The sequence below is a fragment of the Klebsiella variicola genome (genome assembly GCF_000828055.2).
Lineage (GTDB): Bacteria > Pseudomonadota > Gammaproteobacteria > Enterobacterales > Enterobacteriaceae > Klebsiella > Klebsiella variicola.
This window is the reverse complement of sequence record NZ_CP010523.2, coordinates 4,276,327-4,295,271: the sequence shown is the minus strand read 5'-3', so window position 1 is coordinate 4,295,271 and position 18,945 is coordinate 4,276,327. Positions and strand designations below refer to the sequence as shown.

The 18,945-nt window shown below is 58.4% G+C and carries 20 protein-coding genes; 8 read left to right on the top strand and 12 right to left on the bottom strand.

The annotated features are described in order from the left end of the window. Nucleotides 1-30: 30 nt before the first annotated feature. Nucleotides 31-915, bottom strand: coding sequence for a nucleoside-specific channel-forming protein Tsx (locus tag SP68_RS20140; RefSeq protein ID WP_004204836.1), 885 nt, complete (start codon nucleotides 913-915; stop codon nucleotides 31-33). Nucleotides 916-1,216: 301 nt separating this feature from the next. Next, nucleotides 1,217-1,756, bottom strand: a complete 540-nt coding sequence (locus SP68_RS20135) for a SadB/YajI family lipoprotein (protein ID WP_040973217.1) — start codon at nucleotides 1,754-1,756, stop codon at nucleotides 1,217-1,219. Between the two features lie 147 nt (nucleotides 1,757-1,903). On the opposite strand from SP68_RS20135, the gene nrdR reads away from it, so the two are divergent. The 6 genes from nrdR (at nucleotide 1,904) to pgpA (ending at nucleotide 5,998) form a co-directional block, all read left to right on the top strand. Next, nucleotides 1,904-2,353: a transcriptional regulator NrdR gene (nrdR, locus tag SP68_RS20130; protein WP_002890417.1), complete on the top strand. Its 450-nt coding sequence runs from the start codon at nucleotides 1,904-1,906 to the stop codon at nucleotides 2,351-2,353. A 3-nt stretch (nucleotides 2,354-2,356) separates the two neighbouring features. After that, nucleotides 2,357-3,460, top strand: a complete 1,104-nt coding sequence (ribD, locus tag SP68_RS20125) for a bifunctional diaminohydroxyphosphoribosylaminopyrimidine deaminase/5-amino-6-(5-phosphoribosylamino)uracil reductase RibD (RefSeq protein ID WP_012542700.1) — start codon at nucleotides 2,357-2,359, stop codon at nucleotides 3,458-3,460. 87 nt (nucleotides 3,461-3,547) lie between these two features. After that, complete coding sequence (ribH, locus tag SP68_RS20120; RefSeq protein ID WP_001021161.1) at nucleotides 3,548-4,018, top strand: 6,7-dimethyl-8-ribityllumazine synthase; 471 nt, start codon at nucleotides 3,548-3,550, stop codon at nucleotides 4,016-4,018. 19 nt (nucleotides 4,019-4,037) lie between these two features. Next, nucleotides 4,038-4,457, top strand: coding sequence for a transcription antitermination factor NusB (gene nusB / locus SP68_RS20115; RefSeq protein ID WP_008805376.1), 420 nt, complete (start codon nucleotides 4,038-4,040; stop codon nucleotides 4,455-4,457). Nucleotides 4,458-4,530: 73 nt separating this feature from the next. Continuing rightward, on the top strand, nucleotides 4,531-5,502 hold the full coding sequence (thiL, locus tag SP68_RS20110) for a thiamine-phosphate kinase (RefSeq protein WP_012542699.1): 972 nt from the start codon (nucleotides 4,531-4,533) through the stop codon (nucleotides 5,500-5,502). 28 nt (nucleotides 5,503-5,530) lie between these two features. Beyond that, nucleotides 5,531-5,998, top strand: coding sequence for a phosphatidylglycerophosphatase A (pgpA, locus tag SP68_RS20105; RefSeq protein WP_004204830.1), 468 nt, complete (start codon nucleotides 5,531-5,533; stop codon nucleotides 5,996-5,998). A gap of 45 nt (nucleotides 5,999-6,043) precedes the next feature. Here pgpA and SP68_RS20100 read toward each other — a convergent pair whose 3' ends face one another. From SP68_RS20100 to xseB, 4 genes are read right to left on the bottom strand one after another with little or no spacing between them, the layout of a single operon-like run. Next, nucleotides 6,044-7,018 (bottom strand): aldo/keto reductase, encoded by a 975-nt coding sequence (locus SP68_RS20100; RefSeq protein WP_032729433.1) that lies wholly within the window; start codon nucleotides 7,016-7,018, stop codon nucleotides 6,044-6,046. Between the two features lie 60 nt (nucleotides 7,019-7,078). Beyond that, on the bottom strand, nucleotides 7,079-8,941 hold the full coding sequence (gene dxs / locus SP68_RS20095) for a 1-deoxy-D-xylulose-5-phosphate synthase (RefSeq protein ID WP_008805380.1): 1,863 nt from the start codon (nucleotides 8,939-8,941) through the stop codon (nucleotides 7,079-7,081). 18 nt (nucleotides 8,942-8,959) lie between these two features. Further along, entirely contained in the window at nucleotides 8,960-9,859 is a 900-nt protein-coding gene (gene ispA, locus SP68_RS20090) for a (2E,6E)-farnesyl diphosphate synthase (protein WP_040973555.1), read from the bottom strand. A 1-nt stretch (nucleotide 9,860) separates the two neighbouring features. Then, nucleotides 9,861-10,103 carry an exodeoxyribonuclease VII small subunit gene (gene xseB / locus SP68_RS20085; RefSeq protein ID WP_002891398.1) on the bottom strand — a complete coding sequence of 81 codons (243 nt, stop codon included), beginning with the start codon at nucleotides 10,101-10,103 and terminating at the stop codon, nucleotides 9,861-9,863. Between the two features lie 181 nt (nucleotides 10,104-10,284). Between xseB and thiI the strand changes: the two genes are divergently transcribed. Continuing rightward, nucleotides 10,285-11,733, top strand: a complete 1,449-nt coding sequence (gene thiI / locus SP68_RS20080; protein WP_008805382.1) for a tRNA uracil 4-sulfurtransferase ThiI — start codon at nucleotides 10,285-10,287, stop codon at nucleotides 11,731-11,733. Nucleotides 11,734-11,802: 69 nt separating this feature from the next. On the opposite strand, the gene SP68_RS20075 is transcribed toward thiI, so the two are convergent. From SP68_RS20075 to panE, 3 genes are read right to left on the bottom strand one after another with little or no spacing between them, the layout of a single operon-like run. Next, on the bottom strand, nucleotides 11,803-12,279 hold the full coding sequence (locus tag SP68_RS20075; RefSeq protein WP_008805383.1) for an SRPBCC family protein: 477 nt from the start codon (nucleotides 12,277-12,279) through the stop codon (nucleotides 11,803-11,805). Between the two features lie 50 nt (nucleotides 12,280-12,329). Further along, nucleotides 12,330-12,923 (bottom strand): protein deglycase YajL, encoded by a 594-nt coding sequence (gene yajL / locus SP68_RS20070; protein ID WP_008805384.1) that lies wholly within the window; start codon nucleotides 12,921-12,923, stop codon nucleotides 12,330-12,332. Beyond that, the gene (panE, locus tag SP68_RS20065) at nucleotides 12,886-13,797 is read right to left on the bottom strand and encodes a 2-dehydropantoate 2-reductase (RefSeq protein WP_008805385.1); all 912 of its coding nucleotides are present in this window, start codon (nucleotides 13,795-13,797) and stop codon (nucleotides 12,886-12,888) included. Before panE ends, yajL begins: the two co-directional genes overlap by 38 nt. Nucleotides 13,798-14,014: 217 nt before the next feature. Between panE and SP68_RS20060 the strand changes: the two genes are divergently transcribed. Beyond that, nucleotides 14,015-14,506 (top strand): YajQ family cyclic di-GMP-binding protein, encoded by a 492-nt coding sequence (locus SP68_RS20060; protein ID WP_002891465.1) that lies wholly within the window; start codon nucleotides 14,015-14,017, stop codon nucleotides 14,504-14,506. 42 nt (nucleotides 14,507-14,548) lie between these two features. Here SP68_RS20060 and SP68_RS20055 read toward each other — a convergent pair whose 3' ends face one another. From SP68_RS20055 to SP68_RS20045, 3 genes are all read right to left on the bottom strand, one after another. Beyond that, nucleotides 14,549-15,913, bottom strand: a complete 1,365-nt coding sequence (locus SP68_RS20055; protein ID WP_012542696.1) for an MFS transporter — start codon at nucleotides 15,911-15,913, stop codon at nucleotides 14,549-14,551. Nucleotides 15,914-16,071: 158 nt separating this feature from the next. After that, nucleotides 16,072-17,250 carry a Gfo/Idh/MocA family protein gene (locus SP68_RS20050; protein WP_022066300.1) on the bottom strand — a complete coding sequence of 393 codons (1,179 nt, stop codon included), beginning with the start codon at nucleotides 17,248-17,250 and terminating at the stop codon, nucleotides 16,072-16,074. Nucleotides 17,251-17,579: 329 nt separating this feature from the next. Further along, the gene (locus SP68_RS20045) at nucleotides 17,580-18,944 is read right to left on the bottom strand and encodes an MFS transporter (RefSeq protein ID WP_012968830.1); all 1,365 of its coding nucleotides are present in this window, start codon (nucleotides 18,942-18,944) and stop codon (nucleotides 17,580-17,582) included. Nucleotide 18,945 lies beyond the last annotated feature (1 nt).

Here is an 18,945-nt window from a genome sequence, read left to right as displayed (position 1 = left end):
GGCCCGGGCGCTGTCTTGCTGTATCAGCAATTAGAAGTTGTAACCGACCACGAAGTAACCACCCCAGCCGGTCGAGCGGACGCTGAAATCGCCATCGCCGAAGTTCAGCTTGGCATCGTCAGCCCACTGGCCGCCGTTATGGAAGTAACGGGCCACCACCGAGTAGTGCCAGTGCGCGTAGTTCAGCGCCAGGATGTGGCTGGAGGCGATGGAGTTGCTGGTGCGCGCGTGCTTCCCGTTCAGATCGTAGAAGTTGTCATCGCCGAGGTCAGAACCCCAGTCGAAGTTGGTGAAACCGATGTAGCTCAGCGAGCCGCCCCACAGGTCGGTCAGCGGCACGAAGTATTTCACTTTGAAGCGGTAGCCGTCCCACTCGTTTTCGTTGGACGCGCCGTAGTTCTGCCACTGGTATTTGGCGTAGACGTTCAGTGACAGGCTCATCGGCAGGCCGGTATCGATATCGGTACCCAGACCCATATACCAGGTGCTCTGCTCCTGAGAGTCGTTACGGCCCATATCGTAGATATAGTTGTTCGCGAAGTACCACTCTTTGAACGGCCCGAAGCTCAGATCGGTATTGGTCAGCTTATCGATAGAGAAACGCGGTTCGATCTCCATAAACAGCGGCGAGCCGTTGTTCCAGATACCTTTTGCCGTGCTGTTGCCGCCGAAGAATACCGGGGCATCGATATAGCCGTAGAAATCAAACCAGTCTTTTTTGGCGAACGCTTCATATTCAAGGTAGGTATCGTTACGGATCTGCGGTCCAAAACGGGTGTGGTAGCTGCCCACCACGTTAACACTCTGGTGCCACCAGTCAGACAGGTACTGCGGTTTATCGTTTTCTGCCGCGCCCGCAGTAAAAGAAGTGGAGAGCGCCACAACCGCACCCGCTGCCAGTAATGTTTTTTTCATAGTAATGCCACTGTTTAAATTGAGCCTGAAGGCGTTAAAAGAAGTGCCGAAGCGTTTCTAAATATTTCGTCTTTCTGTGGGGGTCTATTATAGGAATCATTGCTCACAAAAATACGTGTTGTTTCACATAACCAGAACATGCGTAATCGATTGCGTTCACGATTCTATGCATTTCTTGACAAAATGCTACTGAAAATCGCCATACAGAACGATTTCTAATGAACTCTTGTGAAAAGTTGTAAGTGGATAAGAAAGACGGGGCTGGAGGTAGGCCGGGCGGGGCAGGGCCCGGCGTGAAGATTTACTGTGCGGCGGCGGGCTGGATATCGTGGACGCGAATAAAACCGACTTTGTCGGGCGTCACTTTCAGACGCAACGGGATATCCACATCGCTGGGGGCGAGGATGCTGGCCGGGGCGCTAATCAGCTGATCCTGAACATTGACTTCCTGATAGCTGTGGGTGGTGCCGGTGATCTGCCCGGAGGCGACGGTGGCGGTAAAGGCCGGCAGCGGATCGTTGGATTCACCCTGAATGCGTAAAGTCAGGCGTGACCCGTCGCCGTCCGGCGTAATGCTGCCCACCGACATGCGCAGGGTGCCGATCTGGCTCTCCAGCCGCGCCGGGGTTTTGGCCTCCGGCAGCAGATAGACGCCGCGGGTGGATTTGGCGTTCAGCGCGTTTTGTTGGGTGATTTTGATCGTTTGCTGATTGAGCTGGGTCATCTCCTGGCTCAGGGTACTCACGCTCTGGTGCATCTGGCGGATTTCGCTTTGCTGGGCGCAGGCGGTCAGGGTAAACAGGCTGCCCGCGATGGCGAGTTTCAGGTAACGTCTTGTCATGGTCAGGATTCCGTTTGCAGAGGATGCTTAATGGTAGCCAAACCGCCTGCCTCTCTCATAGATCCTTTGTCTCAAAAGCTCTTTCTTTGTAGTCAGGTCACTTCGCGGTAAACTACCCTTCAGTTTAACTACCTGTCAGGACGCGCTATGCATTGCCCTTTCTGTTTCGCCGTGGATACCAAAGTGATCGACTCTCGTCTGGTGGGGGAAGGCTCTTCCGTGCGTCGCCGTCGGCAGTGCCTGGTCTGTAATGAACGCTTTACCACCTTCGAAGTGGCGGAGCTGGTGATGCCCCGGGTGGTGAAGAGTAACGATGTGCGTGAACCCTTCAACGAAGACAAGCTGCGCAGCGGGATGCTGAAAGCGCTGGAGAAACGTCCGGTTAGCGCCGATGACGTGGAAATGGCGGTCAACCATATCAAAACCCATCTGCGCGGCACCGGCGAGCGCGAAGTGGCCAGCAAAATGATTGGCAATCTGGTGATGGAGCAGCTGAAAAAGCTGGATAAAGTCGCCTATATTCGCTTTGCGTCGGTCTATCGCAGCTTTGAAGACATCAAAGAATTCGGCGAAGAGATCGCCCGCTTACAGGACTAAGCCATGCAGGACGAAATGTACATGGCGCGAGCGCTGAAGCTTGCCACGCGCGGACGCTTTACCACCCATCCTAACCCTAATGTCGGCTGCGTCATTGTGAAAGACGGCGAAATCGTCGGCGAGGGCTTTCACTATCGCGCCGGCGAGCCGCATGCTGAAGTGCACGCGCTCCGCATGGCCGGCGAAAAGGCGCAGGGCGCCACCGCCTACGTCACCCTTGAGCCCTGCAGCCACCATGGCCGTACGCCGCCGTGCTGCGATGCGTTGATCGCCGCCGGCGTTAGCCGCGTGGTCGCTGCGATGCAAGACCCAAACCCGCAGGTGGCGGGGCGCGGTCTGTATCGTCTGCAGCAGGCCGGTATTGACGTCAGCCACGGGCTGATGATGAACGAAGCGGAAGCGCTGAATAAGGGCTTCCTGAAGCGGATGCGCACCGGTTTTCCCTGGGTGCAGCTGAAGCTGGGCGCCTCGCTGGACGGCCGCACGGCGATGGCCAGCGGTGAAAGCCAGTGGATCACCTCCCCGCAGGCGCGACGCGACGTGCAGCGTCTGCGCGCCCAAAGTCATGCCATCCTCACCAGCAGCGCCACCGTGCTGGCGGACGATCCGGCGCTGACCGTGCGCTGGCAGGAGCTGAGCGCGGATACTCAGGCGCTGTATCCCGAAGAGAATTTGCGCCAACCGCTGCGCGTCGTCATCGACAGTCAGAACCGCGTCACGCCTGAGCACCGCATTGTGCAGCAGGCAGGAGAAACGCTGTTTGCTCGCCTGCGTGCGGATGAGCGCCAGTGGCCGGAAAGCGTTCGTACGCTGCTGGTGCCGGAATATAACGGCCATCTCGATCTGGTGTTGCTGATGATGCTGCTTGGCAAACAGCAGGTGAACAGCGTCTGGGTGGAGGCGGGAGCGACGCTCGCCGGGGCGCTGCTGCAGGCTGGCCTTGTCGACGAGCTTATCGTCTATATTGCGCCTAAACTGTTAGGCAATGCGGCGCGTGGATTATGCGCGCTGCCGGGGCTTGAAGAACTGAGCCAGGCACCCCATTTCAAATTCAATGAGATACGTCAGGTTGGCCCGGATGTCTGCCTGCATTTAACCACTGCGTGAGGCTTTCCTGATTATTAGGAAGCAGCGCTCAGAATAATATGATAAAATCCGCCCCCCTTGCGGGGCACATGAACCCGAAGGAAGAGTATGAACATTATTGAAGCTAACGTTGCTACCCCGGACGCTCGCGTCGCCATCACCATTGCGCGTTTCAACAACTTTATCAATGACAGCCTGCTGGAAGGTGCGATTGACGCCCTGAAACGCATTGGTCAGGTAAAAGATGAAAACATCACCGTTGTTTGGGTTCCAGGCGCGTATGAGCTGCCGCTGGCGGCTGGCGCACTGGCGAAAACCGGTAAATATGACGCGGTGATCGCGCTGGGTACGGTGATCCGCGGCGGTACTGCCCACTTTGAATATGTGGCTGGCGGTGCCAGCAATGGCCTGGCGCATGTCGCTCAGGACAGCGAAATCCCGGTAGCCTTTGGTGTTCTGACCACTGAAAGTATTGAACAAGCCATCGAGCGCGCTGGCACCAAAGCCGGTAACAAAGGCGCAGAAGCTGCGCTGACCGCGCTGGAAATGATTAACGTATTGAAAGCCATCAAGGCCTGATTTTTGTAAGGGGAATTCCGTGAAACCTGCTGCTCGTCGCCGCGCCCGTGAGTGTGCCGTCCAGGCGCTCTACTCCTGGCAGTTGTCCCACAACGACATCGCTGATGTCGAATACCAGTTCCTGGCGGAACAGGACGTAAAAGATGTAGATGTTCTGTATTTCCGTGAACTGCTGTCCGGAGTGGCGACTAACAGCGCGTACCTCGACGGCCTGATGAAGCCCTACCTGTCCCGTCAGCTGGAAGAGCTGGGCCAGGTGGAAAAAGCGGTGCTGCGTATCGCGCTGTTTGAGCTGTCCAAACGTGATGACGTACCGTATAAAGTGGCCATCAATGAAGCTATCGAACTGGCGAAAACCTTCGGCGCTGAAGATAGCCATAAGTTCGTCAACGGCGTGCTGGACAAAGCGGCTCCGGTAATTCGTCCCCGCAAAAAGTAAACGCCAGGCCGGGCTTTGCAGGATCTGATCCCGCGAACCCGGCCTTATTTTTTTCTTTGCTGAGGCATAACGTATGGCATGCGGCGAATTTTCCCTGATTGCCCGTTATTTTGATCGCGTTAAAAGCGCCCGCCTTGATGTTGAAACCGGCATCGGCGATGACTGCGCGCTCCTGAATATCCCCGAGAAAAAAACGCTGGCAATCAGCACCGACACCCTGGTGGCGGGCAATCACTTCTTACCCGATATCGACCCTGCCGACCTCGCTTATAAAGCGCTGGCGGTGAACCTGAGCGACCTCGCGGCGATGGGCGCGGAACCGGCGTGGCTCACGCTGGCGCTGACTTTGCCAGAGGTGGATGAAACCTGGCTGGAAGCCTTTAGCGACAGCCTGTTTGTCCAGCTGGACTATTACGATATGCAGCTGATTGGCGGTGATACCACCCGTGGCCCGCTCGCCATGACGCTGGGTATTCACGGCTTTGTGCCGCCAGGGCGCGCCATGAAACGCGCTGGCGCGAAGCCAGGAGACTGGATCTATGTCACCGGCACCCCGGGAGACAGCGCCGCCGGCCTGGCGGTGCTGCAGAACCGGCTGACGGTGGATGAACCGTCTGACGCCGACTACCTGCTGGCTCGTCATCTGCGCCCGATGCCGCGCGTGCTGCAGGGCCAGGCGCTGCGTGACCTGGCGACATCGGCTATCGATCTTTCCGACGGCCTGATCTCCGATCTGGGCCATATTCTTAAAGCCAGCGGCTGCGGCGCGCGCATCGATCTCGATGCCATGCCGTATTCCGACGCGATACTGCGCCAGGTGGAGCCCGAGCAGGCGCTGCGCTGGGCGCTCGCTGGCGGGGAAGATTACGAACTGTGCTTTACCGTACCGGAGCTGAACCGCGGGGCGCTGGACGTGGCCCTTGGCCATCTTGGCGCGCGTTTTACCTGTATCGGACAGATTGCGCCGGAGAGCGAAGGGCTGCAATTTATCCGCGATGGTAAGCCGGTCGCGCTTGATTTAAAGGGATACGATCACTTTGCGTAGTCGAGACGAGGCGTTACGCCGCCTGAGCATGCGTAACCCGTGGCATCTGCTGGCGACTGGCTTTGGCAGCGGCTTAAGCCCGGTGGTACCGGGGACGATGGGGTCGCTGGCGGCGATCCCGTTCTGGTATCTGATGACCTTTCTCCCCTGGCAGCTCTACTCGCTGGTGGTGATGATGAGCATCTGTATTGGCGTCTATCTGTGCCATCGCACGGCCAAAGATATGGGCACCCATGACCACGGCAGTATAGTCTGGGATGAGTTTGTCGGGATGTGGATCACCCTGATGGCGTTGCCGACCCTGGATTGGCAGTGGGTGGCCGCTGGCTTCGTGATTTTCCGTATCTTCGATATGTGGAAGCCGTGGCCGATTCGCTGGTTTGACCGCAATATCCACGGCGGAATGGGGATTATGGTCGACGATATCGTCGCCGGCGTGATCTCGGCCGGCGTGCTGTATGTCATTGGCCATCACTGGCCCATCGGTCTGCTTTAATCGTCTCTCCCCGGTAGCATCATGCTGCCGGGGAGACCACACCTGTTACTTAAATCCCACCACCGGATGCGGCTGATACGGCGCCTCCAGCTTGTCGATCTGTTCCGGAGAAAGCGTCAAATCCACCGCCTGCAGCAGGTCGTCGAGCTGTTCCTGACGCGAGGGACCGATAATCGGCGCGGCAACGCCAGGTTTACTTAACAGCCAGGCGAGGGCGACCTGGGCGCGGCTGGCGTCGAGTTCTTCCGCCACGTCCGCGAGATTCCCGGCGATCTGCGCGTCGTTTTCTTCGCTGGCGCTGTACAGCGTTTTGCCGAACTCATCCGAAACCAGCCGGGCGGTGGTCTCTCCCCAGGGGCGGGTCAGTCTGCCGCGCGCCAGCGGGCTCCACGGGATCACCGCCACGCCGTTGTGCTGACACAGTGGCAGCATCTCATTCTCTTCTTCCCGGTAAATCAGATTGTAGTGATCCTGCATGGTAACAAAGCGCGCCCAGCCGTTCTGCTGCTGGAGCGTCAGCGCCTGGGCAAACTGTCGGGCATGCATGGACGAGGCGCCGATATAGCGCGCTTTGCCGGCTTTCACCACCTCGTCCAGCGCTTCGAGGGTCTCTTCAATCGGGGTGGTATAGTCCCAGCGGTGGATCTGCAGCAGGTCGACATAGTCCATCCCAAGACGGCGCAGGCTGTCGTCGATGGAGCGCAGGATCTGCGCCCGGGAAAGCCCTTCCGCCAGATCGCCGACCTGGTGATACACTTTGGTGGCGACAACCACCTCATCACGGCGGGCAAAGTCGCGCAGGGCGCGGCCAACGATCTCTTCACTGCTGCCGTCGGAGTAGCTGTTTGCGGTATCGAAGAAGTTGATGCCGCCTTCAATAGCGTGCTGGATAAGCGGGCGGCTGCTCTCTTCCGGAAGCGTCCAGGCGTGTCTGCCGCGGTCCGGCTCGCCGAAGGTCATGCAGCCGAGGCAGAGTCGGGAAACCCGTAAGGCAGTATCACCGAGGGGGATATAGTGCATAGTGCGCTCCTGCTATTCATCAAGGGTATCCCTTAAGCATAGCAGGAGCGGAAGGGGCAATTATGCCAGCCAGTCGCGGATTTTGGCTTCAATACCGGCGGCATCAAGGCCGAGGTCGGCGCGGATCTCTTCCTGAGTGCCCTGAGGAATAAAATAATCCGGCAGGCCAATATTGAGCACCGGTACCGCCCGGCGATGGGCCATCAGCACTTCGTTCACGCCGCTGCCGGCGCCGCCCATGATGGCGTTCTCTTCCAGCGTCACCAGCGCGTCGTGTTCGCCGGCCAGCTGCAGGATCAGCGCCGTATCCAGCGGCTTCACAAAGCGCATATCCACGAGGGTCGCGTTGAGTTTATCCGCTACCGCCGCGGCTTCCGGCAGCAGGGTGCCAAAGTTGAGGATCGCTATTTTCTCGCCCTGACGTTTCACCATCCCTTTGCCGATCGGCAGCGATGCCAGCGGCTCGAGCGTCGCGCCGGTGCCGCTACCGCGCGGATAGCGCACGGCGCAGGGGCCGTCGCTGTAATGGTAGCCGGTATGCAGCATCTGGCGACATTCATTTTCATCGCTCGGGGTCATCACCACCATATCCGGAATACAGCGCAGGAAGGAGAGATCGAACGCTCCCTGATGCGTCTGGCCGTCTGCGCCGACAATCCCGGCGCGGTCGATAGCAAACAGCACCGGCAGCTTCTGGATAGCCACATCGTGGATCACCTGATCGTAGGCTCGCTGCAGGAAGGTGGAGTAGATCGCCACCACCGGCTTGTAGTCGCCAATCGCCAGCCCGGCGGCGAAGGTGACCGCATGCTGCTCGGCAATGGCGACGTCAAAGTACTGATCGGGGAATTTCTTCGAAAACTCCACCATCCCTGAACCTTCGCGCATCGCCGGCGTGATCGCCATCAGCTTGCTGTCTTTGGCCGCCGTTTCGCACAGCCAGTCGCCGAAGATTTTCGAGTAGGAAGGGAGACCGCCGCTGCTTTTGGGCAGTACGCCGCTGGTATGGTCGAATTTTGGCACCGCATGGAAGGTGATCGGGTCTTTCTCGGCAGGCTCATAGCCGCGGCCCTTTTTGGTCATAATATGCAGGAACTGCGGGCCTTTCAGGTCGCGCATGTTCTTCAGCGTGCTGACCAGACCGAGCACATCGTGGCCATCGACCGGCCCGATGTAGTTAAAGCCCAGCTCTTCAAACAGCGTGCCCGGCACCACCATCCCTTTGATATGTTCTTCGGTTCGTTTAAGCAGCTCTTTAATCGGCGGCACCCCGGAGAAGACCTTTTTACCCCCTTCGCGCAGGGTGGAGTAGAGCTTGCCGGAGAGCAGCTGCGCCAGATGATTGTTCAGCGCGCCAACGTTCTCGGAAATCGACATTTCATTGTCATTCAGCACCACCAGCAGGTCGGGTTTGATATCCCCGGCGTGGTTCATCGCTTCAAACGCCATGCCGGCGGTGATCGCCCCGTCGCCAATCACGCACACTGCGCGCCGCTGCTTATCCTCTTTCGCGGCGGCGATAGCCACCCCGATACCGGCTGAAATGGAGGTCGAGGAGTGGCCGACGCTCAGCACGTCATACTCGCTTTCACCGCGCCACGGGAAGGGGTGCAGGCCGCCTTTCTGGCGAATGGTGCCGATTTTGTCCCGGCGGCCGGTCAGAATTTTATGCGGGTAGGCCTGATGGCCGACGTCCCAGATCAGGCGATCGAACGGCGTGTTATACACGTAGTGCAGCGCCACGGTCAGTTCCACCGTGCCGAGGCCAGAGGCAAAGTGACCGCTGGAGCGGCTGACGCTGTCCAGCAGATAGCGCCGCAGCTCATCACACAGCTTCGGCAGGCTCTCTTTTGGCAACAGGCGCAACTCCTGGGTGGAATCTACCAGCGCCAGGGTCGGGTATTTGGCAATATCAAAACTCATCAGAGACTCATTTATTGTTTATTTATCGCGCTGAATAATGTAATTCGCGAGCGCTTCCAGTGCCGAAGTATCCAGAGATTGTGCGGCCAGCTCATCTAACGACCGGCGGGCATCAGCGATCAGGTCGTGCGCTTTCTTCCGGGCTTGCTCAAGACCCAGGAGGGCGGGATAGGTGCTTTTACCCAATTGCTGGTCGGCACCCTGACGTTTGCCAAGGGTCGCAGTATCCCCTACCACGTCGAGAATGTCATCCTGGACCTGGAAGGCAAGACCGATATTTTCCGCATAGCGATCCAGCGCGGGCAGGGCAGCGCGGCCGCGTTCGCCGGCGCTCAGCGCCCCCATCCGGACGGCGGCGCGGATCAACGCCCCCGTTTTGTGGCGATGGATACGCTCCAGCGCCTGCAGATCCACCTGCTGTCCTTCCGCCTCCAGATCCAGCGCCTGGCCGCCGCACATACCCGCCACGCCGCTGGCCTGCGCCAGTTCGGAGACCATCGCCAGCCGGTCCCGATCAGAGACGTCGGCCATCGGCGCATCACTCAGTATAGAGAACGCCAGCGTTTGCAGGGCATCTCCCGCAAGAATTGCGTTGGCTTCGCCAAATTTAATATGACAGGTCGGCAGTCCGCGACGCAGATCGTCATCATCCATCGCCGGCAAATCATCATGCATCAGGGAATAAGCATGAATACATTCGACCGCCGCGGCGGGGGCATCGAGCGTGGCGCGGCTGACGCCGAACATCGCGCCGGTGGCATAGACAAGGAAGGGGCGCAGGCGTTTACCGCCTAAGAGTGCGCCATAATGCATCGCTTCCACCAGCGGAGTGTTCTGAAAGGGCTGCGGCGCGATAAAACGGCGCAATGCCCCATTAGCCTGTTCCACACAGGCCTGCAATTGTTGCGGGAAATCCATTTTATTCAGCGTCCGGCGTAAAAGGCGTGGTCGGGGAATCTTCACTATCCGCCAGCAGGATCTGCACGCGCTGTTCGGCCTTCTGCAGCTGACTTTGCCCCTGGCGCGCCAGCTGTACGCCGCGCTCAAATTCGCTTAGCGCTTCCTCTAACGGCAAATCGCCGCTTTCCAGACGGTTAACGATCTGCTCCAGTTCGCCCAGAGCAGTTTCAAAGCTGGCCGGGGCCTCATTTTTCTTTGGCATAGTGAATGTAGACTCTTGTTATGTCGCGACGGCAATACCGGGTATGGTAACGAAGTCACGCGTGTAAGCAAATAACGCGCAATGGTGATATACTCCGCGCCCAGGATGCAGGCACCGGTGTGCGCTGCTTTACAACTTTTGCTTATAGCCCCGTCGGGCTTGCCAACGAACTATTGTCGCCATGAAGTTTATCATTAAATTGTTCCCGGAAATCACCATCAAAAGCCAATCTGTGCGGTTGCGCTTCATTAAAATCTTAACCGGGAACATTCGTAACGTTCTCAAAAACTATGACGAGACGCTGGCCGTCGTCCGTCATTGGGATCATATCGAAGTTCGCGCGAAAGATGAAAATCAGCGCCCGGCTATTCGCGATGCGCTGACCCGTATCCCCGGCATCCACCATATTCTGGAAGTCGAAGACGTACCGTTCACCTCGCTGCACGATATTTTTGAAAAGACGCTGCCGCTGTGGCGCGAGGCGCTGGAAGGCAAAACCTTCTGCGTGCGTGTGAAGCGTCGCGGCAAACATGAATTCACCTCCATTGAGGTGGAACGCTACGTCGGCGGCGGTCTGAATCAGCATATTGAAACGGCGCGCGTGAAGCTGACCGACCCGGACGTCACCGTCAATCTCGAGATTGAAAACGATCGCCTGCTGCTGGTGAAAGGCCGCTATGAAGGCATCGGCGGCTTCCCGATCGGCACCCAGGAAGATGTGCTGTCGCTGATCTCCGGCGGCTTTGACTCCGGCGTTTCCAGCTATATGCTGATGCGCCGCGGCTGCCGCGTGCACTACTGCTTCTTTAACCTTGGCGGCGCCGCCCACGAGATTGGCGTTCGCCAGGTCGCACATTACCTGTGGAACCGCTTCGGCAGTTCGCACCGCGTTCGCTTTGTGGCGATTAACTTTGAGCCCGTGGTCGGCGAAATCCTTGAAAAAGTGGACGATGGTCAGATGGGTGTCGTGCTCAAGCGCATGATGGTCCGCGCTGCGTCAAAAGTCGCGGAACGCTACGGCGTGCAGGCGCTGGTCACCGGCGAAGCGCTGGGCCAGGTTTCCAGTCAGACCCTCACTAACCTGCGCCTGATCGACAACGTCTCCGATACTCTGATCCTGCGTCCGCTGATTTCGCACGATAAAGAGCACATCATCGACCTGGCGCGTGAGATCGGCACGGAAGATTTCGCCCGCACCATGCCGGAATACTGTGGCGTGATCTCGAAGAGCCCGACCGTGAAGGCGGTGAAGGCGAAGATTGAAGCGGAGGAAGAACACTTCGATTTCAGCATCCTCGATAAAGTGGTGGAAGAGGCGAGCAATATCGACATTCGCGATATTGCCCAGCAGACGGAAGCCGCCGTGGTTGAAGTGGAAACCGTGACCGGCTTTGGCGCTAACGACGCGATCCTTGACATCCGCTCCATTGACGAGCAGGAAGACAAGCCGCTGAAGGTCGAGGGCGTTGAGGTCGTTTCGCTGCCGTTCTACAAGCTGAGCACCAAATTTGGCGATCTTGATCAGAGCAAAACCTGGCTGCTGTGGTGCGAGCGCGGGGTGATGAGCCGTCTGCAGGCGCTCTATCTGCGCGAGCAGGGCTTCAGCAACGTGAAAGTTTATCGCCCGTAACGGGTTGCCATCCATATTGAAAAAGGCCTTCCCCGATGGAAGGCCTTTTGTCATCTCCGGGCCAGCGCATTAGCGCAGGGTCATCGCCAGGTCATTCAGCTGATCGATGACGATATTCCAGCCCTCAAAAAATCCCATCTGCTCATGCTGCTCGCGAGTTTCATCATCCGCATGCAGCACCGTGGCCGTATAGCGACATCCGTCTTTTTCGTCGGCAAAGGTGATGATGGCCGTCATGGCGAAGGGAGAAACCGCAGGGCGATAATCCGCCGTCAGCATCGAGGTCATGACGATTTTTTGTTGCGGGATGACCGCAAGAAAACAGCCGGGATTATCGCTGCGTTCACCGTCAGGGCCGTGCATCACGGTATGAAAAGCCCCGCCAGAGCGAAAATCAAAGGCCAGCACCTCAGTAGACCAGGGCTTCGGGCACCACCAGGTTTTGAGTAATGCCGGGTCGGCCCACGCGCGCCACAGGGCAGAGGCTGGCGCGCTGAGCAGGCGGCTGATGACAAGATCGCGAGAATCGGTTGCGCTACGGGACATGCTACGACTCCTCAGGAAAAGGGGAGCCAGTCCGCGGCGCGGACCGGCTATCAGGCTTCGTAGTAATTATAGATGCCGGCGGCCATTACCAGCTGCGAGGCGACCTCATACGCTTTCTCGCGACCCACCAACAGGTCAATCATTTTCAGGGCGAAATCAATTGATGTCCCCGGTCCCTGGCTGGTTAACAGATTCACCCGTGGATCCCAGACCACCCGTTTATCCTGCCACTGATCGGCGGGGATATGTTCCTTCAGCGCCGGAAAACCGGTCATGTTACCGATTGGGAACAGCTGATGGGGCACCAGCACGGTCGCCGGGGCGGCGCAGATGGCGGCCACAATGCGGCCTGAGAGGTGGAACTGTCGGACGGTTTCCACCAACAGCGGGCTGTCGCGGAAGCACTCTGCGCCCTTGATGCCGCCCGGGAGGACGATGATATCGAAATCACCATCGGCCACCTCGACCAGCGGCGCATCCGCCAGCAGTTTGACGCCGCGCGAGCAGACGATGGTCAGGCCGCCGTCGCTGGCGACGCTGGCGGTGGTTACCTTCACTCCGCCGCGGACCAGCAGATCGATAGTGGTGACCGCTTCGGTCTCTTCGCTACCAGGGGCGAGGCAAATCAGTGCCGACGCGCTCATATTCATTCTCCTTACGCTTGATCAATTCAAATAAGCGGGCGTTTTCCGGTACGGCAACGCCGTGGGCGCGGGCGCGGTTGAGCAGAAAACCGGTGATATAGTCGATCTCCGTGTGCCGCTGGGCGCGGATGTCCTGCAGCATGGATGAGATATTTTCTGCCGTACTTTCAATCACCTGTTCGACATAAAATAGCAGGTTTTCCGCCGAGGTATGAATACCTTCGCGCTCCATCACCGCCGCCACTTCCTGGCAAATGGCGGCAACCTCCTGCGGATAGTGGCGCAAATCGCCGTTTTTACATCCTTTGAGGGCGGTCAGAGGATTAATGACGCAGTTTACCGCCAGCTTGCGCCAGGTGGCCGAGTAGATATGGTTGTGCCAGGCGACATCCGGCAGTACGCTTTGCAGGACTTCCGCGAGATAGCTGTAGTCCTCCTCGTAGCTTTTCGCCGGACCGATATGGGTGGTGCCCTGGGCGACGTGGATGATCACATTCCCGTCGCGACGCGCTGCCTGGGTGGTGGAGGCCAGCAGCAAAGGCTGTTTCACGCCGCGCAGCTCCTCGACGGTGCCCATGCCGTTATGCACCAGCACAATTGGCGTAGTGACCGGCAGGATCCCGGCCAGGTGCTTCACCGCATTCGACACCTGCCAGGCCTTTAAGGTGACGATCAGCAGCTCGCTGCTGGCGAGAAAATCGGGGTCGTTGGCCGTCAGTGACTCGTTGAACACCGAGCCGTCGGTTTCAATGACATTGACGCTACAGAATGGCTGCGGTACGCGTAGCCAGCCCTGGACTTCATGTCCCTGTTTGCACAACGCGGTCAGCCATAGTTGTCCCAGTGCACCGCATCCCAGTACGGTTACTTTCATTGTTCCTCCTCATCTGCCGCTACCCCAGGCGCTGATGGCTAAAGTCTATCTCGTCGCTTTTCGCATTGTCGGACGGAAAGGGGGATTCGGCGTCGTCGGGCAGCACGGGGAAATAGCGCGAGCGTTGCGTAATCAGCTAAGCTTCCGGGATAACAAGTTGAGTTATGCCGCGTTGCAGGTATTATGCAACGCAAAAGAAACGGAAGGAGAGGAAAAGATGCCATCTTTCGATATTGTCTCTGAAGTTGATCTTCAGGAAGCCCGTAACGCGGTGGACAACGCGAGCCGCGAAGTCGAGTCGCGTTTTGATTTTCGTGGCGTTGAAGCCACTTTTGAATTAAACGACGCCAACAAAACCATTAAGGTGCTGAGTGAGTCTGACTTCCAGGTGAACCAGCTGCTGGATATCCTGCGCGCTAAGCTGCTTAAGCGCGGCATTGAAGGTACCTCCCTCGACGTGCCGGAAGATATCGTGCACAGCGGTAAAACCTGGTTTGTTGAAGCGAAGCTGAAGCAGGGCATTGAAAGCGCGGTGCAGAAGAAGATCGTCAAACTGATCAAAGACAGCAAGCTGAAAGTGCAGGCGCAGATTCAGGGCGAAGAGATCCGCGTGACCGGTAAGTCCCGCGACGATCTGCAGTCGGTGATGGCGCTGGTGCGCGGCGGCGATCTGGGGCAGCCGTTCCAGTTCAAAAACTTCCGCGACTAACGCGGCGGCAGACAGCAAAAAGCGGGGAATTCCCCGCTTTTTTTATACCCCTTTGATGAGCTGCTCGATCTCGAAGCGGTTGGTGACCTTGCTGTCGATTTTGATATACACCGAGCGCTCCTCAGGCACCACCAGCGCCTGATGAACCCCGTTGGCGTTCAGCAGACGCGTCTGTAGCGCGCTGTCGACCACCACGCCATCCGGCACCTCCACCCGCAGGCTGCTGACGTACGGCGGCTCGCTCATGGTACTGGCCACCAGCAGCCACAGCATTGCCAGCAGGGCGCCCAGCAAGAACACGGTTTGCGAATCAAAGAAACCATCGACCCAGCCGCCAAGCGCGCCGCCAATCGCCACGCCGAGGAACTGGCTGGTGGAGTAGACGCCCATTGCGGTGCCTTTATAGCCCGCCGGCGACTCCTTGCTAATTAACGATGGCAGCAGCGCTTCCAGCAGGTTAAACGCCAGGAAGAAGAGCTGGACGCCCGCCACCAGTTCCCAGAAGTAGCCTCCAGCGCCCCAGAGGACAATTTCCGCAATCAGCAGGATGGCGACGCAGAGCAGGAAGACGCGCTTCATTTTGCGCTTCACTTCGGCATAGATGATAAACGGCACCACCGAGATGAACGAGATAACCATGGTGACCAGGTAAATCTTCCAGTGCTCGGCGGCCGGAAAGCCAGCAGCCTCCAGTTGGCCGGGCAGCGCGACAAAGGTCGACATCAGCATGATGTGCAGGCACATGATGCCAAAGTTGAGCTTCAGCAGGCGTGGTTCCACCAGTACTTTGCTAAAGCAGCCCTTCACCATCCCGGATTCGCGGTTGAGCACGTGGTTATGGCTGTTGGGCACCACCCACAGGGTGAGCAGGATGCCGATGGTCGCCAGAATGGCGATCATCCAGAACAGGGCGTGCAGACCCAGCTGGTGGGTGACAATCGGCCCCAGCACCATGGCGATGGCGAAGGTGACGCCAAAGCTGACGCCGATAAAGGCCATCGCTTTGGTGCGGTTCTGTTCGCGAGTGAGATCGGACAGCAAAGCCATGACCGCGGCGGCGATAGCGCCGGAGCCCTGCAGGGCGCGACCAAGAATGATGCCCCAGATAGAGTCGGTGAGCGCGGCGATGACGCTGCCGAGTACAAAGATGAGCAGGCCGCCGACGATCAGCGGCTTACGGCCAATACGGTCAGATAACAGTCCGAAGGGGATTTGGAAAATCGCCTGCGCCAGGCCGTAGATACCGATCGCCAGGCCAATCAGCGCTTCACTGGCGCCCTGCAACGCCATGCCATACGTGGTCAGAACCGGCAGGACCATAAACATGCCAAGCATGCGCAGGGAGAATACCGTCCCCAAACCCCAGGTCGCGCGCAGTTCCCCTGGCGTCATTTTGTTATCGTTCATTACCACCTCAATATAAAAACTGCGCCTAGTGTAGCGGCGGGGGTAAGAAGCGTAAATAAATGTTTGTTTAACAGATATTACGGGGCTGTTGCGCGATGAGACAAGTTGGTAAAAATCAATAAACCAGTGGAGGGGGACTCCACTGGCGAGGGGAAAAATTAAGGTAAAGTAAAGTCAACCCACTGGCTGCCAGCGTCAGCCGATTTGACGCACTGTTCGACCCAATAGACGCCGTGCAGCCCGGCTTCAACGTCCGGATACCAGAAGTCTTGCAGGAAAGCGCGATCGTCACGGTCCGTGGCGTCAATCGCCTGCGCATAGCGGCGATAGAGGTTGGCCCAGGCTTCGAATAGCCCTTCCGGATGGCCGCCGCCGATGCGGTCATCCGCCAGCGCGTTCGGCGACAGGTAGGGCATCCCGCGCTCCAGAATCCGCGCCGGCTCGCCCTGCACCTCATAGCTGAGCTGGTTAGGATGCTCATCCCACCATTCGATACTCGCTTTTTCGCCGACGATACGCACTTTTTGCGAGTGCATGGCGCCGCTGTTGACCGCGCTGGTCCACATCGAGCCAACCGCGCCGTTGTCATATTCCATCAGGACAAAGGCGTTATCTTCCAGCGGCGCGCGGGAGGGGACAAAGCTCTGGCGGGAGCACATCAGCCGTTTGATATTGAGCTGCGGCGCCATGGTTTCGGCGACAAACAGCGGATGGGTGGCCAGATCGCCCAACACATAGCTGGGCCCGGCAAACTTCGGCGTCACGCGCCAGCGGGTGGATTCAGCCTGCAGCTCGACGGCCTGGTTATGAAAGCCGTGGGCGAACTGCATATTGACGATGCGGATCTCGCCGAGCAGTCCATCGGCAATCATCTGCCGCGCCTGCTGGATCATCTGATAGCCGGCATAGCCGTAGGTGACGCCGACGATTTTGTTCTGTTTTTTGCTCAGGTCCACCAGCTCGCGTGCTTCTTCGGCGCTAAAGCAGAGGGGCTTTTCACAGATGACGTGGAGGCCCGCTTCCAGCGCCGCTTTGGTGATGGCGAAATGGGTATTGTTCGGGGTGGTGACCGAGACGACCTCGATGCCGTCAGGGCGCTGCGTCTCTTCACGAAACAGGGTCTGGTAGTCGGCGTAGCAGCGCTCCGGCGCGATGCCCAGTTGCTCGCCGAACGCGCGTCCGCGCTCGGCATCGACGTCAAGCGCGCCGGCCAGCAGGGTATAAACATTGTCACGCAGCGCCGCACAGCGGTGGCTGTAGCCGATTTGACTGGTTCCCCCGCCGCCGACCATGCCCCAACGCAGGGAGCGGGATAAGGGTTTCAGGCCGTTTAACATGGTGCTCTCCTTTTTGAAATCATTCGCACTCTGAGGCGCTCAATGCCGACGCCTGCGGCAACGCGCATCCGGATAGACTGACCTTAACTTAAGGAAATGTTTGTTCTGTTTCAATTGTGTTGTGGAATTTATTTTCCATATATGCGAGGGGGATCGAATTAGCGAAAGTTTCTTTTGGGCTGCGTTGAAAAGATGAGCGAGGGCTTATCGCCTCCCGGAGCAGAGCAGATTCTTGCGGGTGTTTTTCGTTCCGACCAAATATGAAATAAATTTTCTTTTTAGCCGCTGAGCCGGTGCAATCCGCAGATTGCACCGGGGAGCCGATGCCGCTATGACGCTCCGCGCACAGACGCGGGGGAAGGTGAAGCGGCGGGAGGATTACCGGCCGCAAAGATGCCTTTCGCCGCCAGACCTGCGACGGTGAGGGCTGCCGGGATACCGAGGATCAAAAAGACGCTTTCAAAGGGCAGGTTGAGCGCCATCATCTCGGCACCGGCAAAGGCGCTGAGAATGGCGCCGATGCGCCCGACGCCATGCATCCAGCTGGATCCCGTCGCCCGCGCCTGCGTAGGATAGTAGCGGGCGGAGAGGGCGTTCATACCGGTATTCGCGCCGTTCAGACAGGCGCCGCTGATAAACGCCAGCATACAGAGCAAGGCAAAGCTGCCCGCGGCGTAGCCCATCGCCATGGTGAACAGGCCGCCAACGGCGTAGATCATCCCCAGCGCGCGATGAGGGTTGATCCTGTCCATCAGCCAGCCGGCAAACAGCGAGCCGAGGGTGCCGCCCGCCTGGTAGATCGCTGTCATGATGGCCGCCTGGCTAACGGTCATTCCCACCGCTTTAACCAGCGTTGGCAGCCAGCTACCGAGGATATAGACCAGGAACAGCCCCATAAAGTAGACCAGCCATAGCATCAGTGAGCCGAAGCCGTACTGGCGGGAGAGCACAATGCGCATCGCGTTGCCGGCCGCCGGCTGCGCCGGCAGGGTAAACGTCACGTTGTCGCTGATTTGTCCGGGATAGAGACGGTTAAGAATGGCGCGAATGCGCGCCGCTGGCGCTTGTTTGATCACCAGAAAACGAACCGACTCCGGCAGCAGCCAGATAAGCAGCGGGGCAAACAGCAGCGGCAGAATGCCGCCGAGCGCCATCAGCGAGTGCCAGCCAAACTGCGGGATCAGCCACGATGCTGAGAATCCTCCTGCCGCCGCGCCGAAGGTGAAGCCGCAAAAGATGACGGTAATAATAAATGAACGCTGGCGTTCCGGGGCGTACTCCGACACCAGCGTCCCGATGTTCGGCATCGCGGCGCCCAACCCCAGGCCGGTCATAAAGCGGAAAAACATCATCTGTTCAATGTTGTGCGAGAAGGCGGTGGCGATGGTCCAGAAGCCGAAGAAAAAGACGCTATTGATAATGATTTTCTTGCGCCCCAGCCAGTCGGCGAGCGGGCCAGAGAAAATCGCGCCCAGCGCGAGGCCGATCAGCGCGGCGCTGATCACCAGGCCTAGCTGGTGGTTGCTTACCCCCCATTCCAGCTTTAGCGTCGGGGCGATAAACCCCATGATCGCGATATCAAAACCATCGAGAGCGATAACGCAAAAACCGAGAAAAATGATCTGCTTTTGAAAGCGGCTCAGCGGGTTACGGTTTATTAACTCTCTGACATCCAGGCGTTGAGTCTGTGTCATA